Genomic DNA, 14,142 nt, shown 5'->3' with positions numbered 1-14,142 from the left:
AATGGTCGTGATGCACTCCTTCACCGGTGCTCTCCGAGATATTCCCCTCAGTTGATCCTCGATCATACTCTGTGGGGGAGCAATCTGGCTCTCGAAGTCCATCGAACTGAAGGCTTTCACAATGACCTTGCGCAGATCCTTGATACCGCTTGTTCTGCTGGCTCTACCACTCACGAGCCACGCCGTAGCTCAGTCCGCCGTTGTTGAGGGAACGGTCGCCTCTGTAACATCGACGCCTTTCAGCGCCGATCCGACTGGAACGACCGACTCTTCGGCCGCGTTCCAGAATTGCCTCAATACCTACAAAGTCTGCCGTGTGCCGACGGGCATCTATATCGTTCGCAACGTCACGATGAATTCCGGCAACAGCCTGATCGGCGAAGGCAGCGCCGACTACGGTGTTGTCGACGCAACGACCACCGCGATCCGCCCCGTACTGAAAAGCGGACTATCGACCGCCACCACGATGATCGACGTCGAGGACGTCTCGGGCGGTCTGATCAGCGGCCTGATGCTCGACTGCGAGGTGCCACGGGGAGATCTACAAAGCTCGTCGATCAGCGGACTGTCTGGAGGTAGTCAATTCCTGACAGTTGATCGTGTCACGATTGTCCACTGCGCAGCAGGGATTGGCTACATCGACAGCAATAAGTATACCGGAGGCGCTCGAATCCTCAACAGCACGTTCGGAGACAATTGGCGCGGCATCTCGAATATGATCGATTCGTTCGTCGACAACAGCGATTTCGCGAACAATATCGAAGGTATCTGGATGGGCGGCGGTTCGAACGCGAACACGATCGCCAATTCACGCTTCGAGTGGAACAACGACTACGGAATTCATGTCTACAATATGAGTTGGCATAACAGCCTTGTAAACAGCTTCTTCGATCGCAACGGCAAATCAGGCATCCGGATCTATAACTCCGGTAACTTTGCTATCGCCAACAATACCTTCAATCGGAATGGAGCATCGAAGGATTCGGACCCTACCCTGAGAAGTCATATTCTTCTGGACGGCGCAAAAGACGTAACAATCATGGGCGGCCTGGCCGGTGTCGGCAAGGATGACCCGCAGAATAATCAGCCACCGACTGGCAATTTGACCCCTGACTACATCATCGCATACGGCTCGACCCCCAGCTCAAACATCACGATTGCTGGCTTCACAACGTCCGGCCAGTACAACGAGGACAACAACCCGTCTGGCTCCTATGTTGTCGCGCCGATCTATGGAAATCCCCCGATCTCGGGATATCGGGTCACGTCCTCCGGCTTCATCAACGCAGCTGTTGAAACCGGAATTCAGGTCGTCGATGGAACGAATCGAGCAACGGCAAGGAAGCTGACGGCCGATAACAACGTCATCGCCTATAGCCATACGTCGCTGGCATCCACATCCCTTGATCGGTGCATCGTCGGGCGGCGCATCGCGATCAACAATGCATCGGCGAACACGATCCGGGTGTACGGTTTCACCAGCTCCGAGACCGTGAGTGGTGCAGGTGGGGTCACCCAGGCGCCCGCGACCGTCGCTCTCTATGTCTGCACTGCGGTGAACCAGTGGAACCGGTGGCTTTCCGACTGATTGAAACAAGTCGGAAGGGTTCTGGTGCCGGTAGCGGATCAACCGACCAGACCAATCAAATCACGGGTTTGTAAATCCAGAAATAGACTGCTGGGCTGCTCAGCGATGAGCTAGCCCAGCTGCCACAGCCAACGCAAAAATAACCACCGACGGGATTTCAGGAGAAGTGGAGGTTTCTGTTGCCAGGTACCTCCGAACCCCGCCTGAAAGTGCTACCCCTCAGGACTTGATTTCGATTACCAGCACCGCATTACGCGGCGACAGCAACCGGAGCATAGTTGTCATTGGCAACTATAGTTTCGGCCCGATAACGGCGGAACCATGCCGAGCGAAAGAAAGACCTTTACGCCCTCGTCGAAGCTATTTCGCCCCCGCCGGAGCCCGCGGCCGAATGTCTGATCATGTCGATCAGGCCGCGGGCTCGGGTGGAGGCGCCGGGTACCGCCCCCGGGTCCGAAAGGTTTATTGCGTCGCCCATTTATCGCCATAGCCGGCTTGCGCCGGCACCGGGAATATAGGGGGGCGCGGGCGGCAATGCAAAGGGGATCGGGGGCTGAATGATCGCCCGGCTCGGCCGTTGGGATGGAGCTCGGTTCAGCCACCGCTCTCGGCGACCGCGTCAGCCTCCGCCGCCGTGCGGTTCCGGGCCTGCAGCCGCGCCAGCACGGTGACGCGCAGCGCCGAGGCGAGGTTGCGGGCGCCGCGGCGGCGGTCGATCTCGGTGATGAAGGCCGGCAGGCTCACCCCCTCCTCCGCCGCGGCGGCGGCCACGGCGTCCCAGAACTCGCGCTCCAGCGCGACGCTGGTGCGGTGGCCGGCGAGCGACAGCGAGCGCTTTTCCATGGCGAGGGTCCGTCGAGGGCTGGGAGGGAAAGGCGGGACGGCGCGGCGGCGGGAAACAAGGCGACGAAGGGGCCTCGCCGGAAGATGTCGCCCTGATGCAGGTTCGAAGACGGGATGCGGGCGCGAGCGGGTTCAATCGGGCAGGTCCGAAGCCCCGTGACCGGGCCGCGCGGGGCCGGAACGCCCGTCAGGGCTCGTCCGGCCGGCGGTGGCCCTCGAGCCGGACGGCCTCGAGTTCGGCGAGCGCCGTTTCGCGCTCACGCTCGGCCTTGGTGCGGCCGAAGCGCACGCGGTTCTCGGCGGCGGTGGCTTCCTTTGCCGCCCGCTGCTTCTGCTTGCGCGCCATCCGAAGGTTCACGACGTCGCCCACGCGTCCCTCCCCGCCTCCGCCGCCCGCATTTCAGGTCTTCTTGCGGAACGCATCCAGCGACACCACGGCGGCGGATTTCGCGGCCTCGTCGGTCTTGCCGTCGTCGCCGTCCGGCACCGCGTCGCCCTTGGTCGCCGCCGCGAGCGGCAGCGGCGTCGCGGGCTTCGCCGGCACGGGAACCGGCGGCTCGGCCGCCGCGGCGGCCTCGTCGTCCTGGATCACTTCGAACTGCATGCCGAATTCGACCGAGGGGTCGAAGAAGCCCTTCAGCGCCGAGAACGGCACGTGCAACTTCTCCGGCACGCCCCCGAACGACAGGCCGACCTCGAAGGCATGGTCGGTCGCGGCAAGGTCCCAGTACTGGTGCTGGATGACGACCGTCATTTCTTCCGGGTAGCGTTCGCGCAGCCGCGACGAGATGCGCACGCCGGGCGCCCGCGTGTCGAAGGCGATGTAGAAATGATGCTCGCCGGGCAAACCCGCGCGCGCCGCCTCGCTCAGCACCTTCTTGACGACCCCGCGCAGGGCGTCCTGCGTCAGCACGTCGTAACGGATCAGATCCTCGGCCATCGTTCGGTCCCAAATTCCCGGCGCACAAACCGGCAGTGCACCCGTCGACGCCTCTCGCCGACACACCGTGCCGACATGGCGAAACATAGGGAAATTCTAGTCGACGCAAGCCGCCTGCGAAACAGCATTTGCGCATGCCCGCCACGTTGCCGCGGACCGGCGGGCGGCGAGGCCTGCTCGGTCCGCGCCCCGACGGCGGCCTCGACGAAAAACGGCCGCCCCTCGGGGGGCGGCCGCTTCTCGATCGCGAGGCGCCAGATGTCCTTGCGGACAGCTGACGGCGACGCGGATTACTGGGTCGCCGACGGCGCCGTCATGGTGTCGGTGCCGGTGCTCGGCTGGGCCGGCTGCTGCGCGGCGATTTCCGCCAGCGTCATGAAGTCCGGAGCCGATTCCAGCGATTCGCGCGGGGTGTCGAGCACGACGCGGTTCTCGCTCTCGGCGCTGGTGACGACCATGAAGCGGTCGTAGTTCACCGCAACGTCCTTGGCGCCGATGCCGAGGAAGCCGCCGACCTCGACGACGAGCGCGCGGATCTGACCGTTCTCGGTCGTGATCACGTCGCTGACGGTGCCGATGTTCTCTTCCTGGCTGTTGTAGATGGTCTCACCCACCAGATCCGACACGAGAACCTCGCCGGCTTCCTGGCGCTCGATGAACATCGGGCCATCAGAAGGGGTGGTCGTCGTCGCGGCGCTGTCGGCCGGCATCGCCGGGTCGGGCGTCATGGTGTCGGACGGCGCGGGCGTCACGGCCGGGTCGGACGGAGCCTGCTGCAGCGGCGGGTTCAGCTGCTGCTCGGCCGGCGCGGTCGGAGCCGGGGTGGTTTCCTGGGCCATGACCGGGGTCACGGCAAGCAGAGCGGCGATGGCGGTGGCGGACATGAGCGTCTTCATGGAAGTTCTCCTCGTTGTTTCATTCAATCGTCTTGAGCAAGCCGATTGCATGTGTGAAGAACGTCCCTTCCGTCGTCTGGTTCCAAAAAAAACGAATCCGCGCGCCATTTCGGCGACGCCTGGAGATACGATCGATCGACTTTGAATACGACATTGCGACTGATATGATCAGTCGCCTGCCGGGCCGGCGCGCTGGGGCGCGGCCCGGCAGCGCCTCCGTTCACCGGGCGAGCGGCGCCGTCGCGAGGTCGAGCCAGGCCAGCGTCTCGGGATCGCGGATCGCGGGGCCGATCACGGCCTTCACCCGGGCGTGGTAGGCGTCGAGCCAGGCGATCTCGTCAGGGGCGAGCAGTGCCGGCTCGATCAGCCGGCGGTCGATCGGCACCAGCGTCAGCGTCTCGAAGCCGAGCATCGGCCGTTCGCCGCCCTCGATCGCCTGGGCCGGCGTCACGGCGAGCAGGTTCTCGATCCGGATGCCATACGCGCCCGCCTTGTAGTAGCCGGGCTCGTTGGAGAGGATCATGCCGGGCAGCAACTCGACATGCCCGGTCTTCGAGATGCGCTGCGGTCCCTCGTGCACCGAGAGATAAGCGCCGACGCCGTGCCCGGTGCCGTGGTCGAAGTCGAGCCCGGCGCTCCACAGCGCCTGCCGCGCCAGGATGTCGAGATGCGCGCCGGTGGTGCCCTTCGGAAAGCGTGCCCGCGAGATCGCGATCATGCCCTTCAGCACCCGCGTGTTGCGGTCGCGCATCTCCGCCGTCGGCACGCCGACGATCACCGTGCGGGTGACGTCGGTGGTGCCGTCAAGATACTGGCCGCCGGAATCGATCAGGAAGATCTCGCCCGGCTGCAGCGGCAGGCTGGAGGCGGTGGAGACGCGGTAGTGCGGGATCGCGGCGTGCGGACCGGCGCCCGAGATCGTGTCGAAGGAAATCTCCTTGAGCCCGCCGCCCTCGGCGCGGAACGCCTCCAGCGCCTTGGCCACCGCCACCTCGTCGAGCCCGCCGCGCGGCGCCTCGGCGTCGAGCCAGGCGAGGAAGCGCACCATCGCCGCGCCGTCGCGCCGGTGCGCGGCGCGGGCGCCGGCGAGTTCCGCGGCGTTCTTCTGCGCCTTGGGCAGCACCACCGGATCGTCGCCCTCGACCAGCGTCGCCCCGGCTTCGGTGAGCACGGTGGCGATGCGGTCGGCGGCGAGCTTCGGGTCGAGCAGCACCCGCGTCCCCCCTTCGGCCAGCGCCGCGAGCGCCGCCGGGAAGCCCGCCGGCTCGCCGACGTCGACCGAGGCTTCGAGTTCGGACCGCACCGCGTTCGACAGCTTGCGCCCGTCGACGAAGAACTGCGGCCGGCCCTCGGCCTTCAGGATCGCGAAGCTGAGCGGGACCGGGTTGTGGGTCACGTCGGTGCCGCGGATGTTCAGCACCCAGGCGATCGAATCGGGCTGCGTCAGCACCACGGCCTCGGCCTTCGCCGCGGCGACGCGTTCGCCAATCCGCGCGAGCTTGTCGGCGCGGCCCTCGCCGGCGAGCGACTCGTTATAGAGCGAGACCGCGCCGAGCGGCGGCGCCGGCCGGTCGGCCCACACCGCGTCGAGCGGGTTGTCCGCCACCGCGACGACCTCGGCGCCGGCCTCGGCGAGCGCCGCCTTGAGCCGGCGCACCTCCGATACCGTATGCAGCCACGGATCGAGCCCGATGCGCGCGCCCGCCTGCACCACCCCGGCGAGCCACTTCGCGGGCGGGTCGTCGACGAGGTGCTTCGGCTCGAACACCGCCGTGTCGACCTGCTCGCGCACCTGCAGCGTATAGCGGCCGTCGACGAAGATCGCCGCCTGGTCGGCGAGCACGATGGCGAGCCCGGCCGAGCCGGCAAAGCCCGTCAGCCAGGCGAGCCGCTGCGCGGAGGGCGGGATGTACTCGCCCTGGTGCTCGTCGGCGAGCGGCACCAGGAAGCCGTCGAGGCCACGCCGGGCGAGTTCCCTTCTGAGCAACCCCACCCGCTCCGGACCACGGCTCGGATCGGCGGACTGCTCGAAGCTCTGGAACATGGACTGACGCTCGCTGGGATGAGGAGGAAAGGCGGCCAGTAGGACCGGCGGGCGGGCGCCGGTCAAGCGTCGCGGCGCGGCCGGCCCGGCTTCTCCAGCACCAGTGTCGCCCAGCCGTCGCGCACGAAGGCGGCGCGGCGGCGAAAGCCGCTCGCCCGGTAGGCGGCGTCCACCGCCGGGGCCTGCGCGGCGAGCAGGCCGGAGAGGATCACGACCGCGCCGGGGGTCGTGCGCCGGGCGACCGATGGAGCCAGCGTCTTCAGCGGGCTGGCGAGGATATTGGCGAGCACGAGGTCGAAGCGGCCGGTGGCGAGGCGCGGATGGGCAAAGCCCTCCGCCGTCACCGCCGCGACCAGCCGGCCGACGCCGTTGAGCGCGGCATTCTCGGCGGCGATCCGCACCGAAACCGGGTCGATGTCGCTCGCCAGCGCCGGCTGCCGCGTCAGCTTCGCATAGCCGATCGCCAGCACGCCCGAACCGGTGCCGAGGTCGAGCACCGAGGCGAAGCGACGCCGGCGCAGCGCCTGCGACAGCGCGACGAGGCAGCCCCAGGTGGTCGGGTGGTGGCCGGTGCCGAAAGCCTGGTTCGCCTCGATCTCGAGGCCGATCGCGCCGGCCGGCAGCCGGCCCCGGTCGTGCGCGCCGTGCACCACGAAGCGGCCGGCGACGACCGGGGCGAGCCCGTCGAGGCTGAGCTTGACCCAGTCGACGTCCGGCAGCGCCACCACCTCCATCGGCGCGGCGAAGCCGTCGGCGCCGAGGATGTCGCGCAGCCGCGCCGCGATCTCGTCCGGGTCGCCGTCGTCGAAATAGGCGTCGACCGCCCACGGCGCGTCGTCGGTGGCGCCGATCTCGGCCGGCTCGCCCTGCTCCGACCAGGCGACCGGCACGTCCTCGCCGAGGGCCTCTTCGAGCAGGCGGGCGATTCGCTCCGCCTCCATCTGGCCGGCGAGGATGCGGGCGTGGATCTGCGGCATGGCGGGCTCCGGCGGGCGGCGGAAAAGGGGAACGATCGGGTGCGTGCCGCGTCATAGGGCGCGCCGCTTTCGCGGTAAAGCGCGAACTCCGCGGCCCGGCCGGCGGCGGGCCGCAACAGGGGTAACAATGAGTAAGAAAGAGTGATTTTGGTGGTGACGGTCCCGCTACTAGTTTGCAGTCAACTACTCTCCTGATGCCGCGCGCCTCCGGCCCGGCTCGACCGCCGCTCGCCGCGTCGCGGTCATTCAACAGACACACCGAACCGCCGGGTCGATCCGATCGGCGGCGACGTAGCGAAGGACAAGGCCGAATGCGCGCGCGCAAGTTCAAAGGCTTCCAGACCACGCTGGCCCGCCCGATCGTCTTCGACGGCGTCGGCGTCCATGCGGGCAAGCCCGCGCGCCTCGTGCTGAGCCCCGCCGACGCCGACCGCGGCATCGTCTTCGTCCGCCAGGACGACGGCGGCCGCGAGGTCGAGATCGCCGCCCGCTACGACATGGTCGTCGCCACCGACCTCTGCACCGTGCTCGGCAAGGACGGCGTTTCGGTGGCCACCGTCGAGCATCTGATGGCCGCGCTGCGCGCCCTCGACGTCGACAACGTGCTGATCGAGGTCGATGGACCGGAGACGCCGATTCTCGACGGCTGCTCGGCGAGCTTCGTCGACGCGATCACCGAGGCCGGCCTCACCGTGCTCGCCGCGCCGCGCCGCGCCGTGCGCATCCTGAAGACCGTGCGGGTCGAGCAGGGCGACGCCGTCGCCGAGCTCAGCCCCTTCGAGGGCGCCCGCTACGACGTGACCATCGATTTTGCCGACGCGCTGATCGGCCGCCAGTCCTACGTGCTCGACCTCGACGCCGCGAGCTTCCGCGCCGAGATCGCGCGCGCCCGCACGTTCGGCTTCATGCGCGACGTCGAGAAGCTGTGGAAGATGGGCTTCGCGCTCGGCTCCTCGCTCGAGAATTCTGTCGCCCTCGGCGACGGCCGCATTCTCAACCCCGAGGGCCTGCGCTGGGCCGACGAGTTCGTGCGCCACAAGACGCTCGACGCCGTCGGCGACCTCGCGCTCGCCGGCCTGCCCTTCATCGGCTGCTACCGCTCGTTCAAGGGCGGCCACCGGATGAATGTCGCGGTGCTGAAGGCGCTGTTCGCCGATCCGACCGCCTACGAGATCGTCCCCCTCGCCCCGATCCGCGCCGGGGAGACGATCGCCGCCGGCGCTGCGGCGATCTGACGGGGCGGCGGCGCGGGTGAGACCCGTGCCGCCGCCTTCGCGCCGCCGTATTCCGCGTTGCAAATCGCCGTCGCCGGGTGGAATCACACCCCCGTTCCGTCCGCGACCCTCGGGGGCCGTGGCGCATGCGGAAACTTTGCGTTAAAAACCGCTTGCCGCGGCCGTGCGGCGGGGCCCGTTGCGCCGCTCCGCTGTCAGCCGCCCTGAACAAGTCCGGGGTCAGCATGAACCAGTCCGTCGTTTCGTCCTCTTCGCCGTCACGTGCCGGTCGCGTGCGCGGGCTGCGGTCGGGTGTCCTGCTCGTCGCGGCGGTCGTGCTCGCGTCCTGTGCGTCCGGCGATGTCGACGACCTCGCCTTCGAGGACGTGCCGGCCGAGAAGAGCTACAACGAGGGCATCGCCTACGTCCGCGCCGGCAACCTCAGCGAAGCGACGAAGAAGTTCGAGGAAGTCGATCGCGCGCACCCCTACTCGGCCTGGGCGCGCAAGTCGCTGATCATGACGACCTACACCAACTACTCGCGCGGCAACTGGGACGAGGCCATCACCTCCGGCCGCCGCTTCGTGACGCTCTATCCGGGCTCCGAGGACGCGGCCTACGCCCAGTTCATGATCGGCATGTCCTACTTCAACCAGATCCCGGACATCCACCGTGACCAGGAGATCACCGGCAAGGCGATGCAGGCGCTGACCGAACTCGTGCAGCGCTACCCGGATTCGCCCTATGCGGCGCCGGCGCAGCAGCGCATCGACGTCGCCCGCGACCAGCTCGCCGGCAAGGAGATGGAGACCGGGCGCTACTACCTGAACCGCCTCAACTACGTCGCCGCCATCAACCGTTTCCGCGTCGTCGTCACCGACTACCAGACCACGCGTCACGTCGAGGAATCGCTGATGCGCCTGACCGAGGCCTATTTCGCCATGGGCGTCGTCAACGAGGCGCAGACCGCGGCGGCCGTGCTCGGCCACAACTTCCCCGAAAGCCGCTGGTACAAGGACGCCTACACGCTGCTGCAGACCAACGGTCTGGAACCGCGCGAGGATGGCCAGTCCTGGATCTCGCAGGCGTTCAAGTCGGTTCTGGGCTGAGCGGAGAACGGCAGGTCCTCCCCCGATGCTGCAGTCGCTGGCGATCCGGGATATCGTTCTGATCGAGCGGCTCGACATCGAGTTCGCGCGCGGCCTCACGGTGCTGACCGGCGAGACCGGCGCGGGCAAGTCGATCCTGCTCGATGCGTTATCGCTCGCCCTCGGCGGGCGCGGTGACGCCGGCCTCGTGCGCCATGGCGCCGCCCAGGGCCAGGTCACCGCCGTCTTCGACCTCGGCGCCGACCATCCCGTCCGCACCATCCTCGCCGACAACGGCATCGCCGACGACGGCGACCTGATCCTGCGCCGCGTGCAGTCGGCCGACGGGCGCACCCGTGCCTTCATCAACGACCAGGCGGTCTCGGCCGGCCTCGTGCGCGAGATCGGCGGCCGCCTCGTCGAGATCCACGGCCAGCACGACGACCGCGCCCTGATCGACCCGGTGCAGCACCGTGCCCTGCTCGACGCCTTCGGCGGGCTCGAGGCCGACGTCGCTCGCGTCGGCGGCGCCTTTCGCGACTGGCGCACCGCCGAGCGCGCCGAGGCCGAACTCGTCGCCCGCATCGAGGCGGCGCGGCGCGAGGCCGACTATCTGCGCGCCTCCGTCGAGGAATTGCAGGCGCTCGCCCCGGTCGCCGGCGAGGAGGCCGAACTCGCCGAGAAGCGTGCGCTGATGATGCGCGGCGAGAAGGCCGCCGCCGACCTCAACGAGGCGGTCGACCATCTCACCGGCGGCGGCTCGCCGATCCCGGGCCTCGCCTCGCTGATGCGGCGGCTGGAGCGCAAGGGGCCGGAGATTTCCGAGCTCGTCACCGGGCCGCTCGAATCGCTCTCCGCCGCGCTCGACCTTTTGGAGGACGCCCGCGCCGGCTTCGAGCGGGCGCTGCGCGCCACCGAGTTCGACCCGTCCGTGCTGGAGGCGACCGAGGAACGGCTGTTCAAGCTGCGCGCCGCCGCCCGCAAATACGCCGTGGAAGCCGACGCCCTGCAGGCGCTGACCGAGCGCATGGCCGCGGACCTTGCCGAGATCGACGCCGGCGAGGAACGCCTCGGAGCGCTCGCCCGCGCCGCCCGCGAGGCGCGCGACCGCTACGACGCCGCCGCCGCGGTGCTGTCCGCCCGGCGCGCCGAGACGGCGCGGGCGCTGGAGGCGGCGGTTGCCGCCGAGCTGCCGGCGCTGAAGCTGGAGCGCGCCCGCTTCCTCGTCACCCTCGCCGCCGACGCGGCGAACCGCGGCGCCGAGGGCATCGACCAGGCCGAGTTCTGGGTCGAGACCAACCCCGGCACCCGCCCCGGCCCGATGATGAAGGTCGCCTCCGGCGGCGAGCTGTCGCGCTTCCTGCTCGCCCTGAAAGTCTCGCTCGCCGACCGCGGCTCGGCGCCGACCCTCGTCTTCGACGAGATCGACACCGGCGTCGGCGGCGCCGTCGCGGAAGCGATCGGCACCCGCCTCGGCCGTCTCGGCCGCACGGTCCAGGTGCTCTCGGTCACCCATGCGCCTCAGGTCGCCGCCAAGGCCGACCGCCACCTGCTGATCGCCAAGGCCGCCGTCGACGACGGCAAGCGCGTCGCCACCCGCGTCACCCCGATCGACGCCGGTAACCGCCGCGAGGAAATCGCCCGCATGCTGGCCGGCTCCGTGATCACCGACGAGGCAAGAGCCGCCGCCGACCGGCTGATCGCCGGGGCGGGGTAAGGGGCGCCGGCAACAGCCGAGGCCCCTCCGCATTCGCCTTCTCCCCTTGGGGAACCTCACCGCATTACCCTTTTCCCCTTGTGGGAGAAGGTGGCCGAAGGCCGGATGAGGGGTCACGACCTCACCGCCAACGCTGCGCCCGACGAAGCGCTGCCCCCTCATCATCCCTTCGGGCACCTTCTCCCACAAGGGGAGAAGGGAATTGGCGAGGCCCTCATGGTGATTACCGATGAGGCCCTCAGCCGATGGCTGATCGCTGGGGCGGGGTGAGGGGCACGGCCCATTCCCCCTTCTCCCCTTGAGGAACCTCACCGCCGTCCCCTTCTCCCCTTGCGGGAGAAGGTGGCCGAAGGCCGGATGAGGGGTCACGGCCTCACCGCCAACGCCGAGCCCGAAGACAGGCTGCACCCCTCATCCGCCCTTCGGGCACCTTCTCCCACAAGGGGAGAAGGGAATTTGGCACAGCCCCTCCCCTGTCGCCCTCTCCCCCATCCGCTATAGTCCGCGCACATCCCGATCCCGCGTTCGAGTAGCCGCCATGACCGACCTCGCCCTCCGCCCCGTCGACGATCTCACCGCCGAAGAGGCGGCCGAGGAGCTGGCGCGGCTGGCGCGCGAGCTCGCCTATCACGACGCCCGCTACCACGGCGAGGACGCGCCGGAGATCACCGACGCCGACTACGACGCGCTGAAAGCGCGCAACGCGGCGATCGAGGTGCGCTTCCCCGAATTGATCCGCGGCGATTCGCCCTCCGGCAAGGTCGGCGCCGCGCCCTCGGCGGCCTTCTCGGCGGTGACGCACAAGAAGCCGATGCTGTCGCTCGACAATCTCTTCGCCGATCCCGACGTCGGCGACTTCGTGACCAGCATCCGCCGCTTCCTCGGCCTCGGCGTCGACGACCCGCTCGTCTTCACCGCCGAGCCGAAAATCGACGGCCTGTCGATGTCGCTGCTCTACGAGGACGGCAAGTTGGTGACGGCGGCGACCCGCGGCGACGGCAGCACCGGCGAGAACGTCACCGCCAACATCCGCACGATTGCCGAGATCCCCGACCGGCTTCCCGAAGGCGCACCGGCGCGCATCGAGATCCGCGGCGAGGTCTACATGGCCCGCGCCGACTTCCTCGCCCTCAACGCCCGCATGGCGGAAAGCGGCGGCAAGCTGTTCGCCAACCCGCGCAACGCCGCCGCGGGCTCGCTGCGCCAGATCGACCCGAAGATCACCGCGTCGCGCCCGCTGCGCTTCTTTGCCTATGCCTGGGGCGAAGCGAGCGAGGTGCCGGCGGCGACGCAGTTCGACGTGGTGCAGCAGTTCGCGGCGTGGGGCTTCAAGGTCAACGACCGAATGACGCGCTGCGCCTCGGTGGAGGAGCTGCTCGCCGCCTACCGCGCCATCGAGGCCGACCGGGCGCGCCTCGACTACGACATCGACGGCGTCGTCTACAAGGTCGACCGGCTCGACCTGCAGGCCCGCCTCGGCTTCCGCTCGCGCAGCCCGCGCTGGGCAACGGCGCACAAGTTCCCCGCCGAGCGCGCGACGACGATCCTCAACGACATCGAGATCCAGGTCGGCCGCACCGGCTCGCTTACCCCGGTCGCCAGATTGGAGCCCGTCACGGTCGGCGGCGTCGTCGTCACCAATGCGACGCTGCACAACGAGGACTACATCGCCGGCCGCGGCCAGAACGGCCAGCCGATCCGCGACGGCCGCGACATCCGCATCGGCGACACGGTGATCGTGCAGCGCGCCGGCGACGTCATCCCGCAGATCGTCGACATCGTGCCGGAAAAGCGCCCCGAGGGCAGCGAGGCCTACGTCTTCCCGACCACCTGCCCCGCCTGCGGCAGCCACGCGGTGCGCGAAGACGGCGAGGTGGTGCGCCGCTGCACCGGCGGCCTGATCTGCCCGGCGCAGGCGGTGGAGCGGCTGCGCCATTTCGTGTCGCGCGGTGCGCTCGACATCGAGGGGCTGGGCGAGAAGCAGATCGCCTTCTTCTTCGAGCATCCGGATCCCGCCTTCGCGATCCGCTCGCCCGCCGACATCTTCACGCTGGAGGAGCGCCAGAAGGCCTCGCCGCTGGCACGGCTCGAGAACGTCGACGGCTTCGGCAAGACCTCGGTCGCCAAGCTCTATGCCGCGATCAACGACCGCCGCGCCCCGCCGCTCGCCCGCTTCGTCTTCGGCCTCGGCATCCGCCACGTCGGCGAGACCAATGCGAAACGCCTCGCCCGCCACTACGGCAGCTTCGCGGCCCTGCAGGCCGGCGCCGAGGCCGCCGTCCCGCCGCAGCGCAGGGTCGCATCCGCGGCCGAAGGCGAAGAGCCGGCCGAGGCGGCCAACGACGCCGCCGCCGAGGGCAACGAGGCCACCGCGGCGCCGAAGCGCCGGGAGCGCGACAAGGGCAACGAGGCCTGGCAGGACCTCGTCGGCATCGAGGGCATCGGCGAAGTCGTCGCCGAGGCGGTGGTCGATTTCTTCGCCGAGCCGCACAACCGCGACGCCGTCGCCGCGCTGCTCGAAGCCGGCGTCGCCCCGGCCGACGCCGAGGCCCCCGTCGTCACCGCCTCCCCCGTCGCCGGCAAGACCGTGGTCTTCACCGGCAGCCTCGAAAAGATGACCCGCGACGAGGCGAAGGCCACCGCCGAGCGGCTCGGCGCCAAGGTCTCCGGCTCGGTCTCGAAGAAGACCGACCTCGTCGTCGCCGGCCCCGGCGCCGGCTCCAAGCTCGCCAAGGCGACGGAGTTCGGGGTCGAGGTGATCGACGAGGATGCGTGGCTGGAGCGGATCAGGGGGCTTTGAGGGGGGATGATTGCCGTGCGACCTTTTCCTTTCGG

The 14,142-nt window shown here is 68.9% G+C and carries 11 protein-coding genes and 1 other RNA gene; 5 read left to right on the top strand and 7 right to left on the bottom strand.

Annotated features, from left to right (window positions below; genetic code table 11):
• Window positions 1–121: 121 nt before the first annotated feature.
• Window positions 122–1,588, top strand: coding sequence for a NosD domain-containing protein (locus I5731_RS02630; protein WP_197309809.1), 1,467 nt, complete (start codon window positions 122–124; stop codon window positions 1,586–1,588).
• Window positions 1,589–1,753: 165 nt separating this feature from the next.
• Here the strand turns inward: I5731_RS02630 and ssrA are convergent.
• The 7 genes from ssrA to I5731_RS02595 all read right to left on the bottom strand — a co-directional run bounded on the left by ssrA (window position 1,754) and on the right by I5731_RS02595 (window position 7,288).
• Window positions 1,754–2,132, bottom strand: a transfer-messenger RNA (tmRNA) gene (gene ssrA, locus I5731_RS02625).
• A gap of 50 nt (window positions 2,133–2,182) precedes the next feature.
• A complete protein-coding gene (locus tag I5731_RS02620; protein WP_197309808.1) occupies window positions 2,183–2,431 on the bottom strand; it encodes a ribbon-helix-helix domain-containing protein in 249 nt (82 codons plus the stop codon).
• 187 nt (window positions 2,432–2,618) lie between these two features.
• Entirely contained in the window at window positions 2,619–2,801 is a 183-nt protein-coding gene (locus tag I5731_RS02615; protein ID WP_197309807.1) for a DUF4169 family protein, read from the bottom strand.
• A gap of 30 nt (window positions 2,802–2,831) precedes the next feature.
• On the bottom strand, window positions 2,832–3,371 hold the full coding sequence (locus tag I5731_RS02610) for an SspB family protein (RefSeq protein WP_197309806.1): 540 nt from the start codon (window positions 3,369–3,371) through the stop codon (window positions 2,832–2,834).
• A 290-nt stretch (window positions 3,372–3,661) separates the two neighbouring features.
• Window positions 3,662–4,267 carry a PRC-barrel domain-containing protein gene (locus tag I5731_RS02605; RefSeq protein WP_197309805.1) on the bottom strand — a complete coding sequence of 202 codons (606 nt, stop codon included), beginning with the start codon at window positions 4,265–4,267 and terminating at the stop codon, window positions 3,662–3,664.
• Between the two features lie 220 nt (window positions 4,268–4,487).
• On the bottom strand, window positions 4,488–6,311 hold the full coding sequence (locus I5731_RS02600) for an aminopeptidase P family protein (RefSeq protein ID WP_197309804.1): 1,824 nt from the start codon (window positions 6,309–6,311) through the stop codon (window positions 4,488–4,490).
• Between the two features lie 62 nt (window positions 6,312–6,373).
• On the bottom strand, window positions 6,374–7,288 hold the full coding sequence (locus tag I5731_RS02595) for a 50S ribosomal protein L11 methyltransferase (protein WP_197309803.1): 915 nt from the start codon (window positions 7,286–7,288) through the stop codon (window positions 6,374–6,376).
• A gap of 311 nt (window positions 7,289–7,599) precedes the next feature.
• Between I5731_RS02595 and lpxC the strand changes: the two genes are divergently transcribed.
• From lpxC to ligA, 4 genes are all read left to right on the top strand, one after another.
• Window positions 7,600–8,523, top strand: a complete 924-nt coding sequence (lpxC, locus tag I5731_RS02590) for a UDP-3-O-acyl-N-acetylglucosamine deacetylase (protein ID WP_197309802.1) — start codon at window positions 7,600–7,602, stop codon at window positions 8,521–8,523.
• Window positions 8,524–8,747: 224 nt separating this feature from the next.
• Window positions 8,748–9,611 carry an outer membrane protein assembly factor BamD gene (locus I5731_RS02585; protein WP_197309801.1) on the top strand — a complete coding sequence of 288 codons (864 nt, stop codon included), beginning with the start codon at window positions 8,748–8,750 and terminating at the stop codon, window positions 9,609–9,611.
• Between the two features lie 25 nt (window positions 9,612–9,636).
• Window positions 9,637–11,307, top strand: a complete 1,671-nt coding sequence (gene recN / locus I5731_RS02580) for a DNA repair protein RecN (RefSeq protein ID WP_197309800.1) — start codon at window positions 9,637–9,639, stop codon at window positions 11,305–11,307.
• A gap of 538 nt (window positions 11,308–11,845) precedes the next feature.
• Window positions 11,846–14,107 (top strand): NAD-dependent DNA ligase LigA, encoded by a 2,262-nt coding sequence (gene ligA, locus I5731_RS02575; protein ID WP_197309799.1) that lies wholly within the window; start codon window positions 11,846–11,848, stop codon window positions 14,105–14,107.
• Window positions 14,108–14,142 lie beyond the last annotated feature (35 nt).

Source organism: Methylobrevis albus (genome assembly GCF_015904235.1).
GTDB classification, from domain to species: domain Bacteria; phylum Pseudomonadota; class Alphaproteobacteria; order Rhizobiales; family Pleomorphomonadaceae; genus Methylobrevis_A; species Methylobrevis_A albus.
Note: the sequence above shows the minus strand (reverse complement) of the source record. Positions and strands in the feature narration are given on the sequence as shown.